The organism is Pseudooceanicola atlanticus (genome assembly GCF_000768315.1).
Classification (GTDB): domain Bacteria; phylum Pseudomonadota; class Alphaproteobacteria; order Rhodobacterales; family Rhodobacteraceae; genus Pseudooceanicola; species Pseudooceanicola atlanticus.
The window spans coordinates 262,147-283,483 of record NZ_AQQX01000004.1 but is presented as its reverse complement, the minus strand read 5'-3'; the positions used below and the strand labels follow the sequence as shown (position 1 = coordinate 283,483).

At 63.1% G+C, this 21,337-nt stretch carries 22 protein-coding genes; 7 read left to right on the top strand and 15 right to left on the bottom strand.

The features are described from left to right. From ATO9_RS12385 to ATO9_RS12370, 4 genes are read left to right on the top strand one after another with little or no spacing between them, the layout of a single operon-like run. A complete protein-coding gene (locus ATO9_RS12385) occupies positions 1 to 1,671 on the top strand; it encodes a nitrite/sulfite reductase (RefSeq protein ID WP_043749287.1) in 1,671 nt (556 codons plus the stop codon). A gap of 7 nt (positions 1,672 to 1,678) precedes the next feature. Next, the gene (locus ATO9_RS12380; RefSeq protein WP_052418281.1) at positions 1,679 to 2,422 is read left to right on the top strand and encodes a phosphoadenylyl-sulfate reductase; all 744 of its coding nucleotides are present in this window, start codon (positions 1,679 to 1,681) and stop codon (positions 2,420 to 2,422) included. Further along, positions 2,419 to 2,805 (top strand): DUF934 domain-containing protein, encoded by a 387-nt coding sequence (locus tag ATO9_RS12375; protein WP_043749285.1) that lies wholly within the window; start codon positions 2,419 to 2,421, stop codon positions 2,803 to 2,805. Before ATO9_RS12380 ends, ATO9_RS12375 begins: the two co-directional genes overlap by 4 nt. A 58-nt stretch (positions 2,806 to 2,863) precedes the next feature. Then, entirely contained in the window at positions 2,864 to 3,712 is an 849-nt protein-coding gene (locus tag ATO9_RS12370; RefSeq protein ID WP_043749282.1) for a ferredoxin--NADP reductase, read from the top strand. A gap of 353 nt (positions 3,713 to 4,065) precedes the next feature. Here the strand turns inward: ATO9_RS12370 and ATO9_RS12365 are convergent, their stop codons facing one another. The 11 genes from ATO9_RS12365 to ATO9_RS12315 form a co-directional block, all read right to left on the bottom strand. Continuing rightward, a complete protein-coding gene (locus tag ATO9_RS12365) occupies positions 4,066 to 5,280 on the bottom strand; it encodes a DegT/DnrJ/EryC1/StrS family aminotransferase (protein ID WP_043749280.1) in 1,215 nt (404 codons plus the stop codon). A gap of 94 nt (positions 5,281 to 5,374) precedes the next feature. Further along, positions 5,375 to 6,679 carry an NAD(P)/FAD-dependent oxidoreductase gene (locus ATO9_RS12360; RefSeq protein WP_043749277.1) on the bottom strand — a complete coding sequence of 435 codons (1,305 nt, stop codon included), beginning with the start codon at positions 6,677 to 6,679 and terminating at the stop codon, positions 5,375 to 5,377. A 102-nt stretch (positions 6,680 to 6,781) separates the two neighbouring features. After that, entirely contained in the window at positions 6,782 to 8,143 is a 1,362-nt protein-coding gene (locus ATO9_RS12355) for a glutamine synthetase family protein (RefSeq protein ID WP_043749782.1), read from the bottom strand. Continuing rightward, the gene (locus tag ATO9_RS12350) at positions 8,143 to 8,820 is read right to left on the bottom strand and encodes a type 1 glutamine amidotransferase (RefSeq protein WP_043749275.1); all 678 of its coding nucleotides are present in this window, start codon (positions 8,818 to 8,820) and stop codon (positions 8,143 to 8,145) included. The genes ATO9_RS12355 and ATO9_RS12350 overlap by 1 nt, the downstream gene beginning before the upstream one ends. Before the next feature lie 89 nt (positions 8,821 to 8,909). Then, positions 8,910 to 10,223, bottom strand: coding sequence for a glutamine synthetase family protein (locus ATO9_RS12345; protein WP_043749272.1), 1,314 nt, complete (start codon positions 10,221 to 10,223; stop codon positions 8,910 to 8,912). Between the two features lie 4 nt (positions 10,224 to 10,227). Then, positions 10,228 to 11,067: an ABC transporter permease gene (locus ATO9_RS12340; protein WP_043749270.1), complete on the bottom strand. Its 840-nt coding sequence runs from the start codon at positions 11,065 to 11,067 to the stop codon at positions 10,228 to 10,230. Beyond that, entirely contained in the window at positions 11,064 to 11,939 is an 876-nt protein-coding gene (locus ATO9_RS12335; protein ID WP_043749267.1) for an ABC transporter permease, read from the bottom strand. The genes ATO9_RS12340 and ATO9_RS12335 overlap by 4 nt, the downstream gene beginning before the upstream one ends. 250 nt (positions 11,940 to 12,189) lie before the next feature. Then, the gene (locus ATO9_RS12330) at positions 12,190 to 12,921 is read right to left on the bottom strand and encodes a transporter substrate-binding domain-containing protein (RefSeq protein WP_043749265.1); all 732 of its coding nucleotides are present in this window, start codon (positions 12,919 to 12,921) and stop codon (positions 12,190 to 12,192) included. Positions 12,922 to 12,969: 48 nt separating this feature from the next. Beyond that, on the bottom strand, positions 12,970 to 13,743 hold the full coding sequence (locus tag ATO9_RS12325) for an ABC transporter ATP-binding protein (RefSeq protein ID WP_043749263.1): 774 nt from the start codon (positions 13,741 to 13,743) through the stop codon (positions 12,970 to 12,972). Positions 13,744 to 13,877: 134 nt separating this feature from the next. Further along, positions 13,878 to 14,630 (bottom strand): phosphate/phosphite/phosphonate ABC transporter substrate-binding protein, encoded by a 753-nt coding sequence (locus tag ATO9_RS12320; RefSeq protein WP_043749260.1) that lies wholly within the window; start codon positions 14,628 to 14,630, stop codon positions 13,878 to 13,880. After that, on the bottom strand, positions 14,627 to 15,064 hold the full coding sequence (locus tag ATO9_RS12315) for a tellurite resistance TerB family protein (protein WP_043749779.1): 438 nt from the start codon (positions 15,062 to 15,064) through the stop codon (positions 14,627 to 14,629). The genes ATO9_RS12320 and ATO9_RS12315 overlap by 4 nt, the downstream gene beginning before the upstream one ends. A gap of 233 nt (positions 15,065 to 15,297) precedes the next feature. Between ATO9_RS12315 and ATO9_RS23490 the strand changes: the two genes are divergently transcribed. Then, positions 15,298 to 15,855 carry a hypothetical protein gene (locus tag ATO9_RS23490; RefSeq protein WP_052418280.1) on the top strand — a complete coding sequence of 186 codons (558 nt, stop codon included), beginning with the start codon at positions 15,298 to 15,300 and terminating at the stop codon, positions 15,853 to 15,855. 12 nt (positions 15,856 to 15,867) lie between these two features. Here ATO9_RS23490 and ppk2 read toward each other — a convergent pair whose 3' ends face one another. Continuing rightward, positions 15,868 to 16,785: a polyphosphate kinase 2 gene (gene ppk2, locus ATO9_RS12305; RefSeq protein ID WP_043749257.1), complete on the bottom strand. Its 918-nt coding sequence runs from the start codon at positions 16,783 to 16,785 to the stop codon at positions 15,868 to 15,870. 216 nt (positions 16,786 to 17,001) lie between these two features. Between ppk2 and ATO9_RS12300 the strand changes: the two genes are divergently transcribed. Next, positions 17,002 to 17,331, top strand: a complete 330-nt coding sequence (locus tag ATO9_RS12300; RefSeq protein WP_043749255.1) for a hypothetical protein — start codon at positions 17,002 to 17,004, stop codon at positions 17,329 to 17,331. Positions 17,332 to 17,418: 87 nt separating this feature from the next. Continuing rightward, positions 17,419 to 18,192 carry a MipA/OmpV family protein gene (locus tag ATO9_RS12295; RefSeq protein ID WP_043749253.1) on the top strand — a complete coding sequence of 258 codons (774 nt, stop codon included), beginning with the start codon at positions 17,419 to 17,421 and terminating at the stop codon, positions 18,190 to 18,192. Positions 18,193 to 18,210: 18 nt separating this feature from the next. Here the strand turns inward: ATO9_RS12295 and ATO9_RS12290 are convergent, their stop codons facing one another. From ATO9_RS12290 to ATO9_RS12280, 3 genes are all read right to left on the bottom strand, one after another. Further along, entirely contained in the window at positions 18,211 to 19,854 is a 1,644-nt protein-coding gene (locus tag ATO9_RS12290) for a CTP synthase (protein WP_043749251.1), read from the bottom strand. A gap of 197 nt (positions 19,855 to 20,051) precedes the next feature. Further along, a complete protein-coding gene (secG, locus tag ATO9_RS12285; RefSeq protein WP_043749249.1) occupies positions 20,052 to 20,420 on the bottom strand; it encodes a preprotein translocase subunit SecG in 369 nt (122 codons plus the stop codon). Positions 20,421 to 20,619: 199 nt separating this feature from the next. Continuing rightward, on the bottom strand, positions 20,620 to 21,018 hold the full coding sequence (locus ATO9_RS12280) for a DUF6524 family protein (protein ID WP_043749247.1): 399 nt from the start codon (positions 21,016 to 21,018) through the stop codon (positions 20,620 to 20,622). Positions 21,019 to 21,337: the final 319 nt, after the last annotated feature.

Genomic DNA, 21,337 nt, shown 5'->3' with positions numbered 1-21,337 from the left:
ATGTATCAGTATAACGAATTCGACCACGCCTTCCTGGCCGAGCGCAACGCCCAGTTCCGCAAGCAGGTGGAGCGCCGCATCGACGGGTCGCTCACCGAAGAGGAATTCCGCCCGCTGCGCCTGATGAACGGGCTGTACCTGCAGCTGCACGCCTACATGCTGCGGGTCGCGATCCCCTACGGCACGCTCAGCAGCGCGCAGATGCGCCAGCTGGCCGTGATCGCCGAGAAGTGGGACAAGGGTTACGGCCATTTCACCACGCGTCAGAACATCCAGTATAACTGGCCGAAACTGCCGGATGTGCCCGATATCCTCGACGCGCTCGGAGAGGTGAACCTGCACGCCATCCAGACCTCGGGCAACACGATCCGGAACGTCACCGCGGACCATTTCGCAGGTGCCGCCCGTGACGAGATCGCCGATCCGCGCCCCGTGGCCGAATTGCTGCGCCAATGGTCCACCGACCACCCAGAATTCCAGTTCCTGCCGCGCAAGTTCAAGTTCGCCGTCACCGGCAGCCCGAACGACCGCGCCGTGACCCGCGCCCATGATATCGGCGTGCGGATGATCGAACGCGACGGCGAGGCCGGCTACGAAGTGCTGGTCGGCGGTGGCCTGGGACGGACACCGATGATCGGCAAGGTCATCCGTGACTTCCTGCCGAAAGAGGATCTGCTTCCCTACATGGAAGCCATCGTCAGCGTCTACAACACGCTGGGCCGGCGCGATAACAAGTACAAAGCACGCATCAAGATCACCGTGCACGAGAACGGCATCGACACGATCCGCGACAAGGTCGAGGCGCGTTTTGCCGAGCTCAAGCCGCTCTTCTCCGGCGTCGACCAGGAGATGCTGGCCGAGATCGAGCGCCAGTTCGCCCCGCCGGCCTTCCGCAACGGCCCGACCGACACGTTCGAGGCCGCCCGCGAGGCCGACCCGATCTTCCGCGCCTGGGCCGATACCAACCTCACGGCGCACCGCGTCGATGGCTATGCGATCGTCACGATCAGCCTGAAAAAACATGGGGATACGCCGGGCGACGCCACGGCTGACCAGATGCGCCTGATGGCGGACCTGGCCGAGAAATACGGCCACGACGAACTGCGCATCAGCCATGAGCAGAACGTGATCCTGCCGCATGTCCACAAATCGGACCTACCGGCGATCTATGCCGCACTGAAAGAGGCCAAGCTGGCCACCGCCAATGTCGGTCTGATCTCGGACATCATCGCTTGCCCGGGCATGGATTACTGCTCGCTTGCCACCGCGCGGTCCATTCCCGTCGCGCAGGAGATCGCGCAGCGGTTCGAAGACCTGAAGATGGAACATGATGTCGGGCCGCTGAAGTTGAAGATCTCGGGCTGCATCAATGCCTGCGGGCATCACCATGTGGGGCATATCGGCATTCTGGGCCTCGACCGGGCCGGGGTGGAAAACTACCAGATCACCCTCGGCGGCGACGGCACCGAAACCGCCGAGATCGGTCAGCGCACCGGCCCCGGCTTTGCCTATGACGAAATCACCGACGCGATCGAACGCATCGTGCGCGCCTATCTGGAGCTGCGCGAAGGCCCGGACGAGACCTTCCTGATGGCCTATCGCCGCGTGGGCGCCGACCCGTTCAAAGCCGCCCTCTACGAGGACGAGAAAGCGAAGACCCGTGCCGCCTGAAGCTGCAATGGATTTCAACTCGCCCGATCTGCCGGAGCAGGCAGAACGGGTGAGAGCGCTGAATGATCGCTATCGACATCACGGCGCGACCTCGGTCCTGGAGGGCGCCTTGCGCGACCCCGAGGCCGGTCGCATCGCGCTGGTGTCGTCCTTCGGAGCGGAATCGGTCGTGCTTCTGCACCTTGTTTCGATGGTCGATCCCAAGACACCTGTCCTGTTTATCGACACGCAGATGCTGTTCCAGGAAACCCTTGATTATCAAGCGGAACTAGCGGAGCGCCTGCATCTGCAGGATCTGCGCGTGATCCGCGCGAATCCGCTGGAACTGGCCAAGGAAGACCCGGACAGCACGCTGCATCAATTCGATACCGACAGCTGCTGTGCGCTGCGCAAGACGCGGCCCTTGCAGCAGGCTTTGACCCAGTTCGACGGCTGGATCACCGGGCGGAAACGCTTTCAGGGCTCCACCCGCTCCGCGCTGGAATTCTTCGAGGCGGATGGCCCGCACCGGATCAAGGTGAACCCGCTGGCGCATTGGGAACCCGAAGATATCCGCGCCTACATGGAGGAAAACCGGCTGCCGCGGCATCCGCTGGTGGCCAAGGGCTATCCTTCCATCGGGTGCGAACCCTGCACCTCTCCGGTGGCCCCGGGCGAGGACCCGCGCGCCGGACGCTGGCGCGGTGAAGACAAGAACGAATGTGGCATCCACTTCGTGAACGGAAAAATGGTGAGAGGAGGCGGATCATGAGCGTGATCGTCACCGATGATGGCTTTGCCGCCGCCGATTGGGCGGACGGTCTGAACGAGGCGGAGGTGCTGGATCTGCCCTCGGATACGCAACCCGAAGAGGTTGCGTTGAGCGAGGGCCTCAAGCTTATCCGCGTTGAATTCCCCAGCTTTTCGGACGGGCGGGGGTTCACCATCGCCCGCGTCCTGCGGCGCCGGGGCTATACCGGAAAGCTGCGCGCCTTTGGCCACGTGATTTCGGACCAATACGCCATGGCGCGGCGGTCCGGCTTCGACGAGGTCGAGATCTCCGACGATCTGGCCGCGCGCCAACCCGAGGGAGAGTGGAAATTCCGTGCCGATTGGCGCGCCCATGACTATCAGTCGCGGCTGCGCGCGGGCTGAAACACTTTCCAAAATTCGCATAAGACGCTAGAGGGGGGCGATAACGCCCCGAAAACACATGACCGAGGCTCTCTTGACCGATCAACAACCCGCACCCAAGGTTCCCACGCTGCCCGACGCGCAGACCGTGACTTTTGTAAAGCACTGGACTGACAGGCTTTTCTCGTTCCGGGTGACGCGTCCTGCTTCGCTCCGCTTCCGGTCGGGTGAATTCGTGATGATCGGCCTCATGGGCGACCCCGATCCGAAAACGGGCAAGCAAAAACCCTTGCTTCGCGCCTATTCGATCGCCTCGCCGTCCTGGGATGAAGAACTGGAGTTCTACTCGATCAAGGTTCAGGACGGTCCACTGACCTCCAAACTGCAGCATATCGAGGTGGGCGACCAGATCATCCTGCGGCCGAAGCCCGTGGGCACGCTGGTCCACGACGCGCTGCTGCCCGGCAAACGGCTGTGGTTCTTCGCAACCGGCACCGGTTTTGCCCCCTTTGCGTCGTTGCTGCGGGATCCGCAGACCTATGAGGACTACGACGAGGTCATCATTACCCATACCTGCCGGGAAGTTGGTGAGCTGACCTATGGCGCTGAATTGATTGAAACAATCCGCAATGATGAGATGCTGAACGAGCTGATCGGCGCGGAGAACCTGGCCAAGTTGCGCTATTATCCGACCACGACCCGCGAGGAGAGCCCCAAGATGGGCCGCATCACGGACCTTTTGCGCGACGGGACGGTTTTCAAGGACCTCGGGATCGAGCCGATCAACCCCGAAGCGGATCGCGGCATGGTCTGCGGCAACCTGGCCTTCAATATCGAGATCAAGGAAATCCTCGAGGAGTTCGGGCTTGAGGAAGGCGCCAATTCCGATCCGAAGCAATACGTGGTCGAAAAAGCCTTCGTGGACTGATCACCTGACAAATGGTAAACGGAAAAGCGGCCTTGGGGCCGCTTTTTTTACGTCCCTAAACGGACAGTTAAGCCTGATGGGGTCACACATGACCAACATCGCCCAACCTACTGAAATCCCAAGTGGATGAACCTGGTTAACTAACTGATAAATTTGATTTAAAATCAGTTCATCGCGTTAATGTGCGACCCGAGGCTACGTGATGTTTCACGCGAAGCTAGTCAGGACATTGTCAATCTTGGCGAAGAAAATGCATACTCGGGTGCCCCACGACAGTGAAGCGGAAGTAGAAGGCATTGAAAAGGCGGCCGAATTGGCCGCCTCTGTAAGTTACCGACTCTGGGGACGCCCGGTCAGGTACCGTAGGCCACCATCTCACCCATCACGTCTTCTGCCGCGGCGATCAGGGCTTCGGCGACAGTTTCGCATTGTTCCAGCGTCAGGCGGGCAGGCAGGCGGGTGTCACAGGCGCGCATCAGCATGGCGCGGGTCTTGGGAAGCTCGGGCAGATCCTGGATGAATTGCCAGTTCCAGAAGGCGCGGGCGTTGTCCGTGGACATGCCGAAAACCTGTACCTTGACCCCTCGGGCAGCCGCGGCGTCCTGGAAGGCACGGGTTTCGTCATCGCTCAGGCCGACAAGGTTGAATTGCAGGGAATCCGGAGCGCGCACCTCGTCCTCAAGCTTTTCAGGCACGTCGATCCAGGGGGAGGCCGCGATCATCGCGGCCACGTGATCGTGGTTGCGCCGCCCGTCGCGCACGCGGCGCGGAACTTCGGGCAGTTGCGAGCGAACGATCGTCGCGGACATGTTGGACAGACGCAGGTTGTAGAGCGGCAATTGGTTCTGCCACCGCTCCAGCGCCTCGACAAGATCGTTGGAGTTCTCGCCATGCCGCGCCTTGTGCTTCTTCCACATATGCTCGTAGGCGCCGGACATGATGATCGCGCGGGCCACTGCATCGGCATCGTCGGTGATCAGGATGCCACCTTCGCCGGAATTCAGCAATTTGTAGGACTGGAAGGAGAAGCAACCGATCTTGCCGATGGTGCCGATCTTGCGCCCGTTCCATTCGGTGCCCAGCGAATGCGCCGCATCTTCGATGACGGGGATGCCGCGGGCGTCACAGGCCTCCATGATCGCATTCATGTCAGAGGTGTGACCGCGCATATGGCTGATGATGACCGCCTGAACGCCCTCAAGTTTGGCGTGGAAGTCGTTGAGGTCGATGCGATAATTGTCACCGCATTCACACAGGACCGGCTCGCAGTCCGCATGGACGATCGAAGACGGAACTGCCGCAAAAGTGAAAGCCGGGATCATCACTCGCGCGCCGCGCGGCAGGCCCAGAGCCTTCAGCGACAGGAACAGGGCAGCGGAGCAGGACGACACGGCGAGCGCGTATTTCGTGCCCATCATCTCGGCGAATTCGGTTTCAAGCAGTGTCACCGGCGCGTTCTCGGGCGCGGTGTAGCGGAACAGGTCGCCGGAGCTGAGAAGGCGCTCGATCTCTTCGCGGGCGGCTTCGGGGATGGGCTCTGCATCGTAGACGTTCGGAGGGAGACTCATCTTTTCGGCTTTCCTGAAGTGTCTTTTCTGGAAACCTAAACGATCCCCCCGAAGGAGCCAACTGAAATTTCCGGACAGGTGGACACAGGTGGGTTCAGAGACCCAGGCGGTCACGCAGGGCGAACCAGGACATCGCCGCGATCAGCAAAGGCGTTCGGAAACCCGGTCCGCCGGGGAAGCGTGGGGTCGGCAGGCTGGCCATCGCGTCGAACCCCGAGGCCTGACCGGCAATCGCGGCGGCCAGCAATTGCCCGGCATGGGTCGCGGTGCCGACACCGTGGCCGGAATAGCCCGAAGCGGACAGGATATTGGGCGCGAGGCGAGTGAAAAAAGGCAGCCGTTTCATGGTGATACCCAGCGTCCCGCCCCAGGCGTAGTCGATGCGGACGTCGCGCAGATGCGGGTAAATCTCGGCCATCGGCTTGCGCACTTTCTCCGCGATATCGCGTGGGAAGCGGTAGCCGTAGCTTTCGCCGCCGCCAAAAATTAACCTCTTGTCAGCAGACAGGCGGTAGTAATTCACCACGAACTTGCTGTCTGCCACGGCAATGTCGCGCGCCAGGACCTTGTCAGCCGCATCCCCGAGCGGCTCTGTCACGGCGATGAAATTGTTGATCGGCATGACGCGGTTGGCGACCTTGCGCTCCAGCGTGCCGAGATAGCCGTTGCAGGCCAGGATGACGTGGTCGGCCTCCACGTGACCTGCGCCGGTGCGAATGGTTGCCGGTGTACCGTGAGCAATGTGGTGCACTTCGGACCGCTCGTGGATCGTGACGCCCGCGTCCCGCGCCGCGGCGGCGAGGCCGAGGGCGAATTTCAGAGGATGCAGATGCGCCGCGCCTATATCGAGGATGCCTCCCTTGTACGCGGGGGAGGGGATCGTGGCCTGGCAGGCGTTCCGGTCCAAGACCTCGATCTGGTCGTAATCGTAGCGCGATTGCAGCAGGGCTGCGTAATCGTGCAGGTGGTGCACCTCGCTGTCGCTGAAACCGGTCCAGGCGACGCCGGGTTTCAGCTCTGCGTCGATATTGTGCTTGGCGATCAGGGTCTTGACCAGGGTCTTGGCGTCTTCGCCGAGGGTCCAGAAGTGCCGGGCATTGTCCGGGCCCAGAATCTTTTCCAGCTCCATCTGGTCCTGCCGCTGACCCGAGCCGAGTTGCCCGCCATTGCGCCCCGAGGCGCCGAAGCCGACGCGCTGCGCCTCGAGCAGAATGACGGAGAGGCCGGCCTGAGCGGCGTGCAGCGCGGCGGACAACCCGGTATATCCGCCGCCGATGACGCAAAGGTCGGCCTTTTGCGCGCCCTTCAGGACGGGAAAGGGCGGCAATTGCGTCGCGGTCGCGGCGTAATAGCTTTCGGGATAGGCACCGGGTTTGTCGTTGGCGTGCAGCAGGTTCATGGGCTCTGCCTTGTCTGTTGGCGGTTCAAGAAGACGCGCGGACGCGCCGCGACCGGTCCCGCGCTGACGCGCGATCCAGGCGGTGCCGACGGGCCGGACGCATCAGACGTTCAGCAGCAGGTGCTCACGCTCCCAAGGAGAGATAACCTGCAGAAATTCCTCGTATTCCGTGCGCTTCACGATGGAATAGACGCGGCAGAATTCCTTGCCCAGAACCTCGGCGATGCCCTCTGCTTCGTCCATTTCGCCAAGTGCCTCGCCCAGGGTGCGGGGGAAGTCGCCGTCACCCTCGTAGGCGTCACCACGGAACTGCTTTTCGGCGCGTTCCTCGCGCATCAGGCCAAGATAGCCGGCGGCGAGCGATGCGGCGATGCCGAGATAGGGGTTGCAATCCATGCCCGCGACCCGGTTTTCGATCCGGCGCGAGGCCGGGTCCGAGATTGGCACGCGGATGCCCGTGGTGCGGTTGTCGCGGCCCCATTCAAGGTTGATGGGCGCGGCGTGATCCTTCACGTAGCGGCGATAGGAATTCACGTAAGGGGCAAGCAGCGGGATCACCTGGGGCAGGTGGTGCTGCAGGCCGCCGATGAAGTTGTAGAAGGCATCCGTTTCGCCGCCCTGCGGCCCGGTGAAGATATTCTTGCCGGTCTCCAGGTCGAGGATCGAATGGTGGATATGCATGGCCGACCCGGGTTCGTCACCGATCGGTTTCGCCATGAAGGTGGCGAAGCAATCGTGCCGCAGGGCGGCCTCGCGGATCAGGCGCTTGAAGTAGAAAACTTCGTCCGCCAGCTTGATCGGGTTGCCGTGACGCAGGTTGATTTCCAGCTGACCGGCGCCGCCTTCCTGGGTGATGCCGTCGATCTCGAAGCCCTGCGCCTCGGCGAAGTCGTAGATGTCGTCGATCACGGGGCCGAATTCGTCGACAGCGGTCATGGAATAGGCCTGGCGCGCGGCGGCAGGTCGGCCGGAGCGGCCCATCATCGGTTCGATCGGCTTGGCCGGGTCGAGGTTGCGGGCGACGAGGTAGAATTCCATTTCGGGCGCGACGACCGGTCTCCAGCCCTGCTTGTGATAGAGATCCACCACCCGTTTCAAAACGTTACGAGGCGCGAAGGGGATCGGGTTATCCTTGCGGTCATAGGCGTCGTGGATGACCTGCAGCGTCCAGTCGCCGGTCCAGGGTGCCGCCGTTGCGGTCGACATGTCGGGTTTGAGGATCATGTCGGGTTCGATGAACCCTTCCTCGCCCGCCGCGTCGCCCCAATCGCCGGTGATCGTCTGGAAGAAGATCGAATTGGGCAGGTGAAACTTGCTTTGCCGCGCGAATTTCGAGGCGGGCACGGCCTTGCCCCGGGCGATGCCGGGCAGGTCGGCGATGACGCATTCGACCTCGTCCAGGCGGCGCCCTTCGAGATAGGCCTGCGCCGCTTCGGGCAGGGAGGCGATCCAGTTGTCGTCCATCATTTCTCTCCCCGGAAGGTGGCGGCGAACCGCTTGGCAATCGTGCTGCTGCCGAGCGGGGCGTTCAGGTTGTCTGCGGCATTGGCCAGCAGGGCGTCGGGCACGACACCGGGGCCGCGTTTGCGGATCAGCCCGTCGACCTCGGTCGCGGTAAATTCGGGATGCGCCTGTACCGTGTAGATGCGGTCGCCATAGGCCACGGCTGCGTTGGCGCAGAACTCGGACGAGGCAAGGACCTGCGCACCGTCGGGTAGGGCGACGACCTGGTCCTGGTGCCAGGCGTTCAGCGTCAGGGGACCGTCCTCGAACTGGTAGGTCTGGGCGCCGACGGACCAGCCACCGTCGAACTTGACGACCTTGCCGCCCAGGGCCTGGGCGATGATCTGATGGCCAAAGCAGACCCCGACCAGCGGGCGGCCGGCGTCGCGAATGGCGCGGATCAGGTCCTCGAGCGGGGGGATCCAGTCGTGATCCTCGTAGGCGCCGTGGCGGGAGCCGGTGATCAGCCAGCCGTCACAGGCCTCCGGTCCCTCGGGGAAGTCGCCGTCCACCACGTTGTAGGTCGCGTAATCGAAGTTTTCGCCGGCCAGCAGCCGTTCGAACATCGCGTCGTAATCGCCGCTTTCCCCTTGAAGATCTTCGGGGAAATGGCCGCATTGAAGAATGCCGATGAGCATGGATCACCTGATTTGGTTGATGGCGCGAAGGTAGAGGAGCGCTCGGGGGGCGGCAAGGGGGGCCGTCGGGGGAGCCGTCGAGGCGGGCGTCAGACGGCCTCCAGGTAGGTTTTCCAGTGATCTTCCGGCGCGATTTCGGCCAGTCTGCGCATCTCCTGACGCTTGGTCAGGGTGAGGTTGCGGATCAGCAATTCGGGGAAGATACGGGCAATCGTCGGGTCGGTTTCGAACGTGTCGATGGCCGAGGCCCAGTCGGGGCGCAGGCGCGGAAGGTCCATGTCGTAGGCATTGCCGGAAATGGGCGCGGGGGGCCTTCGGGCATCCTCGATCCCGGTGATCGCGGCGCCGAGGATCGCGGCGAGGGCCAGGTAGGGGTTGATGTCCCCGCCCGCGACGCGATGTTCGATGCGCCGCGCCTTGGACGACCCGCCGGGAATGCGCAGCGCGGCGGTGCGGTTCTCGTAGGCCCAACAGGCGCCGACGGGAGCATGGGCGCCGGGCACGAACCGGTCGTAGGACGGCCCGTGCGGTGCGAAGATCAGGGTGGAGGCCGGCATCGCCTCAAGGCAGCCGGCAACCGCATGTTTCATCAGCGCCGTGCCTTCGGGCCCGCCATTGTCGAAGATGTTGTTGCCCGCGGCGTCCAGCACCGAGAAATGGACATGCATGCCGGTGCCGGATTCGTCGGGCAGCGGTTTCGACATGAAGGTGCCGGCCATCCCGTGTTTCCGCGCCATGCCACGGATCAGTGCCTTGAAAAGCCAGGCATTGTCGGCGGCGCGCATTGCGTCTGCATGGTCCAGGTCGATCTCGAACTGGCCCAGGCCGGCCTCGGAAATCGTGGACTGGGCCGGCAGCTCCATCTGCTCGGACGCGTCGTAGACGGCCGACAGGAAGCCGTCGAAGGCATCCAGCTGGCGCAGCGACAGGATCGCGTTGCCCTGCAAGGGGCGCCCGGTCAGCGGGTTCAGTGGCGGGGCCAGCGTGTCGCCGCTGTCGTCGACCAGGTAGAATTCCATCTCGATCCCGGCCTGCACGGTCCAGCCATAGGCCTCGTAGCGTTTCAGCACATTGGCCAGGGCATGGCGGGGGTCACCGGCAAAGGCCTCTCCGGTTTCGTGGAACATCTCCATCGGGACGAGGGCCGAGGGGCTGTCCAGCCAGGGCATCGGGACGGGGCCGCGATCGGTGGGCAGCAGGATGCCGTCGGCATCGCCGGATTCGAAGACCAGCGGGCTGTCCTCGATATCGGCGCCCCAGACATCGACGTTGAGCACGGAGAGCGGCATACGCACACCATCGCCAAGCTTGTCGAAGGTGGGGCGGGGCAGGCGTTTGCCGCGCATCTGGCCATTCAGATCGGCGGCGGCGACACGGAAAGTGGAAATCGGGCCCAGGGCCATGGAATTAACGGACCAATTGTGGCCGGGCGCGCAGACGGGGCCGCGACGCCTGCGGCAGGTGACGGTTGAGGTGGCGGTAGATCAGCCCATAGACCCAGATGATCGCCAGCGTCAGCAGGATGAAATAGCCGGCCAGGATCGGGTAGGGAATGAACGGATTGAACGTCTTGTCCGCGAAATAGCTGGCATAGTAAAGGGCGTCGCCCTTCTGCTGCCAGGCAGGGAACGAGCTGAAATAGACCAGCGTCGTGGCGTGGAACAGGAAGATCGACTCGTTCGTATAGGCTGGCCAGCCAAGGCGCAGCATGGTCGGGAAGGTGATCTTGCGGAATTTCTTCCACCCCGAGAAGCCATAGGCATCCGCGGCTTCAAGATCGCCCTTGGGGATGGAGCGCAGGGCGCCATAGAAGATCTCTCCGGCATAGGCGGAGGTGTTCAGGAACAGCACGATCAGCGCCCCGGCCCAGGCGCGGGTCAGCCAGCGGGTGCCGGCGGTGATCTCGACAAAGCCCAGATTCAGCTCGATCCCCTGTTTCGGCAACAGGGTGAAGGCCTCGTAGAAGAGGAAGAACTGGATGAAGAGCGGCGAGCCCCGGAAGACGAAGACGAACCAGTCCGCCGGTTTGCGGATCAGCGCGCTATTGGCGTTGCGGGCCAGCCCGACCGATACCGACAGGGCAAAGCCCAGGATCAGCGCGAAAAGGGCGAAGTAGATATTCCAGATCACGCCCGACCCGATCAGGGTGAATTGCTGGCACAGGGTGAAATCGGACCGGGGCAGCAGCCGTTCGCCGATCCCGATGGAGCGCAGCGCATAGGCCTGGATGGTTTCGAGACAGGTCATGCGCGGGCCTCCTTCACGCCGGCGGCAGTGGCTTGGCCGCGCGACATGCGGCGGGCCAGGCGGCTGAAGCCGATCTCGGACACCTTGGTCAGCGCAAGGTAGAAGACGAGCAACGCCAGGAAGTACCACAGCCGCCAGTCGGGATGCGGGAAGTCGAAGGCGCTGGTCTTGCGCCCGCCGAGTTCACGCGCCCAGTAGACGACATCCTCGATCCCGAGGATGAACAGCAGCGGCGTCGCCTTGATGAGGATCATCCACAGGTTCGACAGGCCGGGCAGGGCATAGACCCACATCTGCGGCACGAGGATGCGCCAGGTAGCCTGGCGGCGGGTCATGCCATAGGCCTCTGCGGTTTCCATCTGGGCCCGGGGCACGGCGTTCATGGCACCGGCCAGCACGTAGGCGGCAAAGGCGCCGAAGACGAAGGCGAAGGCCGACATGCCCAGCACGACACCGTAATATTCATGTACCCATTGCGGCGAGGAGGACAGCGGCAGCTTGGCCGAGGCGCAGACGACGAAATCGCTGCCCTGCCGGATCGGTTCGTCCCAGTCCGGGCAGCGCATCTTGTGGCGCATCCATTCCAGGCCCTGGTCGATGGCCAGCGGCATGAAGAGGAAGAAGGCGATGTCCGGCACACCGCGCACGATCGAGGTGTAGACTGTCCCGATCCAGCGCAGCGGCGCGAACTGGGACCGTGTCGCCAGCGCGCCCATGAAGCCGACGCCAAGCGCCAGCGGTGCGGTCACCAATAGAAGGGCGACGATGAAGGCGAAGCTCTGGTAGAACAGCAGGTGCTTGCCGGTCGTCAGGTAGCACGACAGCCAGGCCAGCCCTTCGAGTGATTGCGGATCGGCGCAGTAGGCGAACATGGGTCCTCGTCAGGCGGGCTGGGCCGGCATTGGTGCGGCCTTGGCGAAGTGAGGCACCATCACGGGCGTCAGACCGCCGCGTGGGCGTCGATCACGGTGAATGGCCAGGGGAAAGACAGGCACGTGGATGCAAGGGCCGGTGCAGGCCTGCATGACGGGGCCGGGCCCGTATGGAAAATCCGCGTTGCTGTCTGAAATGGGCATTGGGGTCGAACCCGGGCGGCGCACCGCCCGGGTCCCTGATCCGGGATCAGTAGGTCTGGGCGTCGTCGCCGAACCACTTGGTGATCATGGTGTTCAGCGTGCCGTCCTCTTTCATCGAGGTGATGGCGGCGTTGAACTTTTCCTTCAGCTCGGTGTCGCTTTCGCGCAGGCCCATGCCGACGCCGCCACCCAGCGGAACGTCTTCGCCGACGAAGTAGAACTCACCGGTCTCTTCCACGAAAGGCTTCAGGTAGTCCTTGTCGGCAAAGACCGCGTCGGCCTCGCCGTTTTTCATCGCGGCGATGGTTTCGTCGGGCGTTGCGAACTCGATCAGGGTCGCGCTGCCTTCGGCGACGTGGGCGGCCTGGATCGTGGCGGTCTGGGCGGCGATGATGCCGTTTTCCAGGTCCACGTCCTCGGACAGGGCCACGTAGGCGGAATTCGACGGCGGCGTGTAGTTCTGGGTGAAGTCGATCACCTCGTCGCGTTCGTCGGTGATCGACATGCCGGCGATGATGACGTCGTAGTTGCCCGACACCAGGTTCGGAATGATCGAATCCCAGTCGTTGGTGACCCATTCGCAGGTCACTTCGGCCCGCACGCAGAGCTCGTCGCCCAATTCACGTTCGAACCCGGCAATCTCGCCGTTATCGTCGATGAAGTTGAACGGAGGGTAGGCGCCCTCGGTGCCCAGGCGGACGGTGGTGGCGTGGCTCTCGGCCGTGGCCAGACCGGCGGTCAGCGCCAGCGCCGCAGTGCTGAGGATCAGTTTCTTCATGTTAAGCTCCCGTTGTTGAACTTGGCCGGATTGTCCCGGTCTGTCGCCTCACGCGCTCTGCGTCGCACTGAGGAATTGGCGGAGGCGTTCCGATTTCGGAGCGCCGAATAACTGGTCTGGCGGGCCCTGTTCCTCGATCAGGCCCTTATGCAGGAACACGACCTCGTCCGAGACATCGGCGGCCAGCCGCATGTCGTGGGTAACAAGGATCATGGTCCGGCCTTCGTTGGCGAGGTCCTTGATGACCTTGACGACCTCCTGTTCCAGCTCCGGATCGAGGGCAGAGGTCGGTTCGTCGAACAGCAGCGCCTCGGGCTCCATGCACAGCGCACGGGCAATCGCGGCGCGCTGCTGCTGGCCACCGGACAGCTGGGCTGGCCAGGCGTCGGCCTTGTCGGCAATGCCGACCTTGGCCAGGTATTCGCGGGCTTTCGGTTCCACCTCGGCCCGGTCGCGGCCCAGGACGGTCATGGGGGCTTCCATCACGTTCTGCAGGATCGACATATGCGCCCACAGGTTGAATTGCTGGAACACCATGGACAGGTTCGTGCGGATGCGCAGCACCTGGCGCGCATCGCCCGGACGCCGCGCCATGCCGGTGCCGCGCCAATGCACGGCCTCTCCCTTAAAGAGGATCTCGCCAGACTGGCTGTCCTCCAGCAGGTTGGCGCAGCGCAGCAGGGTCGACTTGCCGGAGCCGGAGGACCCGATCAGCGACACGACCTTGCCGCGTTCCGCGGTGATCGTCACACCCTTGAGGACTTCAAGTGTGCCATAGCTCTTGTGAAGATCACGGATCTCTATGACCGGTGGCTGCTGCAAAGTGTTGTCTTTCCCGTCTGGACCCGGGGAGTAGGGCGCAGTTTTTGAGCAAATGCAACGGGTCCCGGGCGTATGACGCAACGATATGCTGAAAAAACAAGCATGCCGACCGGGCGCCTGCGCCGCGCGTTTCGTTACCGCGCGGGGGTGGGGACGGCCATGTAGGCCTCTTCCGGGACCTGTGCCATGCCCTGCAGGTTGATCAGGGCGCGGGCGTCCTCGGGCAGAGCGGCGATGGCACGCTCCAACGCGCCGCGCAGCGCGGTCTTTACATCGTCGGGCTGGCTGATCGCGGTGATGAAGGGCGTGGCAGGGGTCGGATCGGTCTGGCCGATGATCTTCAGCGCATTTGCCGCGGGTTCCCACCGGGAGATGATCCGCCAGCTTTGCGCATCGACCACGGCAATATCCGCGCGGCCTTCGGCGATGGCCTGCACGGAATGCAGATGCGCCCCGGTTTCGATGCTGTGGGCAAATGCGGTGCCAAGCTTCTCTGCATGGTTCAGCGCGGCCGCCCAGCCCGATTGCGACCGGGTTTCGTTGAAGGCCAGGGTCTTGGTTTTCCACGCGGAGGGATCGGTGTCGTCATCCTCGGCCCGCACCACGATCTTTGAGGCGTAATAGCCCGGCGGGCAGTCCTCCAGCCCGTAATCCGGTGCGCCGATGATCGTCACCTGGCCCTTGAGCCGCGCCCGGTAGGGCAGGCCGCAGGTCTGCGACAGCAGAAGGTCCGGCGCCTCCCATTCCGCCCAGAGGTCGGGGCCACGGGTCAGGCTGTCGGGCGCGTCGATGCCGGCGCCCCGCAGGTCATCGCGAATCAACGCCCAGAGCGCATCGTTTGCCGCCGCGGTTTCCGGGCGGTCATACATCGGAAGGCTGGCGATCATGTGCGGGTGACCCGCAGGCGTGCGGCATTGCTGTCCTGGTCCGTCACGCCCAGCAGGGACGCGGACAGGCGCAGCAGCGCATCCTCTTCGGGGTCGCGTTGGCCATCGGCCATGACGACCTGCCACAGCGCCTCGATCACGCCCAGGCGCTCCTCATAGGGCACGGCGTCCTTGATGGCGCGGGTGAAGCGCACAGTATCCGGCGCTTCGCTCTCCAGCAGTTCGGCTTCACCCGTCAGGGTCGTCGCGGCAGCCTGATCAAGCTTGTAACGTTGGGCCACGATCTGGTGGATCATCTGGCGTTCGTCACTGTCATAATGGCCATCGCTGCGGGCCACGCGGACCAGAAGCGCCGACAGCGCGAGGCGGGCATCGGTTTCGGCAAGCGGTTCGGGATCGGGGCGCACGAGACGCGTTAAGAAGTCGGCAAACATATGGCGCATATAGTCGGAGAAGCAGGGGCAGCCAATGGTCGTTTGGCATGCGGAGGGCGCTCTTGCGTACACAGATGCGTCAAATTGATTCACTCTCTTTGCAGTTGTTCGCCTTTTAGTTGCGCTGCCAAAGTTTTGCCGCAATCGGATGTAACGCTGCGTCATAACGGCAAGAATGCCAAGGAAACCGCCCCCGCCAATTCGGGGCCCCGGAAAGAGGGAAGGCCTAGCAAATGCTGGCGATTGTGCAAAAAGACTGGACGAGCATGTCCCCTGAGCGGCAGATCTCCATGCTCAAGAAGCTCAAGCCCGACATGCTGTGCAATTTTGTTCGCAAGCTGGACGTCGACAATACCGACATGTCCGTCATCCGCTGGATCGCGGCCCGCAAGGAACTCGATCTCGGCACCGCCCTGACACTGTTTTTCGCATTCCATCCGCGCCGCTGGAATCTGCTGCCCCGCAACGCATTTCCCGAGAACAGCCGTGAAGTCCACGCTGTCCTGGACGTGCTGTGCCAGCGGATTAACTGCGGGTTTTACCTGCCAATCGCAGCCCGTCAGATGCGGGACCCTGCACAGGTTGCCGATTGGCTGGCTCATCAACGCGAGGACGCCAAGATTGGCCGCCGCGGTCGCTGGGTCTTCGACGCCAAGATCTTGGCGCCGGTGATCGCCGATGCCGGGCTGGCCAAGAACCGCAAGCCCAAGGCCCTCGGCGGCCATCGGCACGGGTTCATCCAGGGGTTGTTCACCCCGCTCTTCGTCCCCGGCCGCCAGTCGTCCAGCTAAGGCGACAGCCGCCTAATATTTCGACGGAACGTACAATTCGGGCGGCAGCACATGCCGCTCGTAATCGCTGTTATAGACCCGTTCCGGCAGCGCGATTTCATCGCTGGGCACTTCCTCGTAGGGGAAGAGCGACAGCAGATGGTCGATGCAGTTCAGCCGCGCCCGTTTCTTGTCATTGCCCGGCACGATGTACCACGGTGCCTCGGGGATGTTGGTGCGGGCGAACATGTCTTCCTTGGCGCGGGTGTAATCCTCCCACCGGATGCGCGATTGCAGGTCCATCGGGCTGAGTTTCCACTGTTTCAGCGGGTCATGGATGCGGATGAGGAAGCGCATCTGCTGTTCTTCATCCGTGATCGAGAACCAGTATTTCACCAGCCTGATCCCTGACCGCACCAGCATCCGTTCAAATTCCGGAACGTCCTGGAAAAATTGTTCGACCTGGTCTTCGTCTGCAAAGCCCATCACGCGCTCGACCCCGGCGCGGTTGTACCATGACCGATCGAACAGGACGATTTCGCCGCCAGCCGGCAGATGCGGCACGTAACGCTGGAAATACCACTGCGATTTCTCGCGCTCCGTCGGGGCGGGCAGGGCCACAGTCCGCACCACGCGCGGGTTGAGCCGCTGGGTGATCCGCTTGATCACGCCGCCCTTGCCGGCACTGTCGCGCCCCTCGAAGATCACCACGACCTTTTCGTTATTGGCGATGACCCAGTCCTGCAGCTTGATCAATTCGGCCTGCAGCCGCAGCAGCGATTTGAAATAGGTCTGACGCGGGATCGTTTCGCCATGCGCCTTGCGATAGATCTCGCGGATTTTCATCGACAGGACAGCGTCTTCCAACTCGATCTCGTAATCCTCGTCCAACTCGTCCCGAAGCTCGGATTCCAGCCAGTCTTCAGCATCGTTGAAATCTTCGGGGGACATGAGCGTACCTTTCGTCACGGCAAATCGCCCGGCGCGCGGCGGCGCCAGGGCAAGCAGGTTGTTTCCGGGCAGAGTGAACCACGCGAACGTAACGGTTTCGAGTCGTCCGTGGCCTTCTCTCGGGGCAAGTGCCGCGCATGGACGCAATTTTCGCGTCTGACCTCGACCTGCGGGGCTTTGCGCTAGGTTCAAGGCCAAACCGCGAAGGAGAAACCGATGCGTCCAGCCATTCTTGCCTGTTGCCTCGCCCTGACGATCCCGCTGCCTGATCGATCGGCGGCACAGGCCTGTTTCGACGCGGCGCGCTGCGCGCGGGATGCGCTGATGACCACACGGGCGCTGAGCCGCGAAATGTCTCTCCTGTCCAACAACTTGCGTGCCCTCCGGGACGAGGCGAACCTTCGCGATACGGAGTTGGCGCAGATGCGCGAACGGCTGGCTGACTTGACGGACACGATGGAAGAGCAGGCAGAGCGGATCGAAGCGCTGGAAGCGGAAAACGCGGCGCTGCGCGAGAGCGTGCCTGCGCCCGACGCGTCAGAGTGATGTCGGTGAAGGATCGACTATCAGATCGCTTGTAGTATGCGCTGGCCGCTCTAAAATCCTTGTAACGGCTCACGGAAAGGACCCCTCATGCTGCGTGCTGCGATCTTGGCCTCGACCCTCATTCCCGCTGCCGCGATGGCGCAGGAGGCGCCTGATATCGGGTCCCCCGATCTGGTCTTCACCCTGCGTGGGGGCGCGTCGGTTGCTCCGGGATATTTCGGCTCGAAGGAATACGAGGTTGGCCCGGATGCGAGCTTTTCCCTGCAATATCTGCGGCTTGGTAAGTTCGAATTCGGCGATGCGGACCCTCTGGCGAAGCGTTATGGCTTCGGTCTGCGGGGGTCTTTTCGCTATATCGGCAAGCGTGACCCGGCCGATTATCCCGAACTCGCGGGCCTTTCGGTCGTGGATCAGTCGGTCGAACTGGGCATGGGGATCGGCTACACCGCGCCCAATGTGCAGGCCTTCGCCGATGTGCGCTATGGCGTGATCGGGCACGAATCGTGGGTTGGCGAGGCGGGTATCGACGCCGTCTTCAACCCGACGCCCGATCTGCGCCTGCGCGCCGGGCCGCGCGTGTTCTGGGGCGACAACCGTTATGCCCGGACCTATTTCGGCGTGACGGCCGCCGAATCCGGCGCCTCGGGTCTGGCTGCCTACACGCCCTCCGGCGGGGCGCTGTCGGCGGGGATCGAACTGGGGGCGTTCTACGCGCTCAACGACGAATGGGGCATCGACAGCGCGCTGACCTGGACCCGCCTGACCGGCGATGCCGGCGCATCGCCCATCGTGGCTCAGGGCGACCGGGACCAGTTCAAGCTGCGTGTCGGCCTGACCAAGCGGTTCAGCTTCAACTTCTGAGGCTGACCCCGAAAGGGATCAGACCAGTCGGGACACGTCCTTTGCGGCCCGCACGAAATCCGCGAATAGCGGGTGCGGGTCGAAGGGTTTCGACTTAAGTTCAGGGTGGAACTGCACGCCGATGAACCAGGGGTGATCCTTCACCTCGACGATCTCGGGCAGGCGGCCATCCGGGGACATGCCCGAGAACCACAGGCCGCAGTCTTCCAGCTTTTCGCGGTATTTCACGTCGACTTCGTAGCGGTGACGGTGACGTTCCTCGATCTGGGTGGAGCCATAGACCTGCGACACGCGCGACCCTTCGGCCAGCGTGGCAGAATAGGCGCCCAGGCGCATCGTGCCGCCCTTGTCATCGTCGACCTTGCGCTTGATCGCGTGGTTGCCCTGCACCCATTCCTTGAGGTGGTAAACCACCGGTTCGAAACGGCTTTCCCCGGCTTCATGATCGAATTCCTCGGACCCGGCCTTGTCCATTCCGGCCAGGTGGCGGGCGGCTTCGATCACCGCCATCTGCATGCCGAGGCAGATGCCCAGATAGGGGATCTTGCGGGTGCGGGCGAATTCGGCCGCCTTGATCTTGCCCTCGGTCCCGCGTTCGCCGAAGCCGCCGGGGACGAGGATCGCGTGATAACCTTCAAGGTAGGGGGCGGCGTCGGCCTTGTCGAAGACCTCTGCATCGACCCATTCCACGTTGACCTTGATGCGGTTGTGCATGCCGCCATGGACCAGGGCTTCCTTGATCGACTTGTAGGCGTCTTCCAGCTGCGTGTACTTGCCCACCACCGCGATGTTCACCGATCCGTCGGTGTTGTGGATGCGGTCGTAGACGTCCTGCCAGACCCGCAGGTCGGGCTTGGGGGCCGGGGCGATCTGGAAGGCATCCAGCACGGCCTGGTCCAGGCCTTCCCGGTGATAGGCCAGCGGCGCCTCGTAGATGGATTTCAGGTCATAGGCAGCAATGACGCTGTCGGGACGGACGTTGCAGAACAGCGCGAGTTTTTCGCGTTCCTTTTCCGGGATCGGCTGTTCGGAGCGGCAGACGAGGATGTCCGGCTGCAGGCCGATGGAGCGGAGTTCCTTGACGGAGTGCTGCGTCGGCTTGGTCTTGAGCTCGCCGCTGGCGGCAAGCCAGGGCAGAAGCGTAAGGTGCATGAAGATGCACTGACCGCGGGGTTTGTCCTGCGAAAACTGGCGGATCCCTTCGAAGAAGGGCAGGCCCTCGATATCGCCGACAGTGCCGCCGATTTCGCACAGCATGAAGTCGACCTCATCATCGCCGATATTGATGAAGTCCTTGATTTCATTGGTAACGTGCGGGATGACCTGGATCGTCTTGCCCAAATAGTCACCGCGGCGTTCCTTTTCCAGCACGTTGGAATAGATACGGCCGGAAGACACGGAATCGGTGGCGCGTGCGGCGACGCCGGTGAAGCGTTCGTAATGGCCCAGGTCGAGGTCGGTTTCGGCGCCGTCATCGGTGACGAAGACCTCACCGTGTTCGAAGGGCGACATCGTGCCGGGATCGACGTTGAGGTAGGGATCGAGCTTTCTCAGGCGGACCGAGTACCCACGGGCCTGCAGGAGCGCCCCGAGCGCCGCCGATGCCAAACCCTTACCAAGGGACGACACAACGCCGCCCGTGATGAAAATATACCGCGCCATGTAAGAAGGCTCCCGTGAAGTCTTGCTGCGAGAGATCGCAAATCATGTCCGAAACGGCCCGAAAAGGCCGCATCATCACGGGATTTGAGACCTATCAGATTCGGGCCGGATTGTCCATCCGTACCGCTACATACTGTTGAGGCCGCAAGAGCGGCCTCAAGGGATGGTGGATCAGCCGCCGAAGCGGAAAGTTCGTGTCAGTCGGCCGACGGCGTCAGGGACCCGTCCGTCGAGGGCGACGGGGGCAGCAGGGAGCCACCGCCGGGCAGGGACGGCGTGTCGCCTGCATCCTCTGCCGGGGCAGAGCTGGCGGGTGCCAGACGGTCCAGAACCGAAGAGCTGTCGGACTTGCCGGCCGCGATGATCACCAGCGAGATCGAGGTGGCGAAGAACGCCGCCGCAAGCAGCCAGGTCACCTTGCCCAGGGCCGTCGCCGCGGCGCGGCCGGTCATGGCGCCACCGCCACCACCCATGCCAAGGCCACCGCCTTCGGAGCGTTGCAGAAGCACCACGCCGATCAGCGCAAGCGCCAGAAGCAGGTGGATGATCAGGACGACATTTTCCATGCGGAGGGCCTATCGGTATTACGTCGGTATTACGTCGGTATTACGTCGGTGCATCGACGGTGCCAACAGTTCCGCGGCTACTTAGGCCCTTTGGGCCAGTGCCGCAAGGGGGTGGAGCCGGTAGAGGGCATTGTTTGCTGCCTCGTCGGCCCCGTGGGACCGATCCGGCGCGGGTCTGCATGCGGGGCAGGCGGGTCCGTCAGACCTCGTCGACATCGTCCACGTCGGCCTGACCGGAGAGGCGGCGACGCACCAGGCTCCAGCTGAGGCCGATGCCCAGGACGAAGGAGAGGGCCAGGATCGCCAGCCAGGTGTTCAGCCCGGGATCGTCGAGATTGAGCAACTGGAAATCGATCAGCACCCAGACGAGGGCCGCGAAGATCGCGAGGATCAGGCCCATGCCAAACGCCCCGATGGAACGCAGCGTGGCGCGCAGGTAGATGATGTAGCCGACCAGCAGCAGCAGACCCAGCAGTACCGCCAGCGGCATCTGGTCGGGCCAGGATCGGGTGATCCAGGCGATGTAATTCCACTCGGTCGGGTTGTATGTCGCGGCCACCAGAACCAGCGCGAAAATCCAACGCAGCACAAATCCCATATGCGACTTCTCCCCCTTGCATCACAGAGCTGGGAGAGGTTTGGCGGACGGTGTCTGGCTTGTCCAGAACCTATCCGGAAATGGATATCGAGAAGGGCGTTACCTGCGCTGCAAGATGCACGCGGCGGTTGATCTTGTTAACCTTTTTGGGTGGATTTGGAACAATCTGGTTTACCTTGGCCGGATTGGTTCCATTCTACATCTTGTGGGCGGCATTTCGCCGAAAGGGCGCCGGTCTTGGCGGGATTTTGCGTAGAAGAGCGCAAGAGCCTTGCGTGGCGGAATCGCCGAGAATCCAATTATTATCAGATGTTTATAT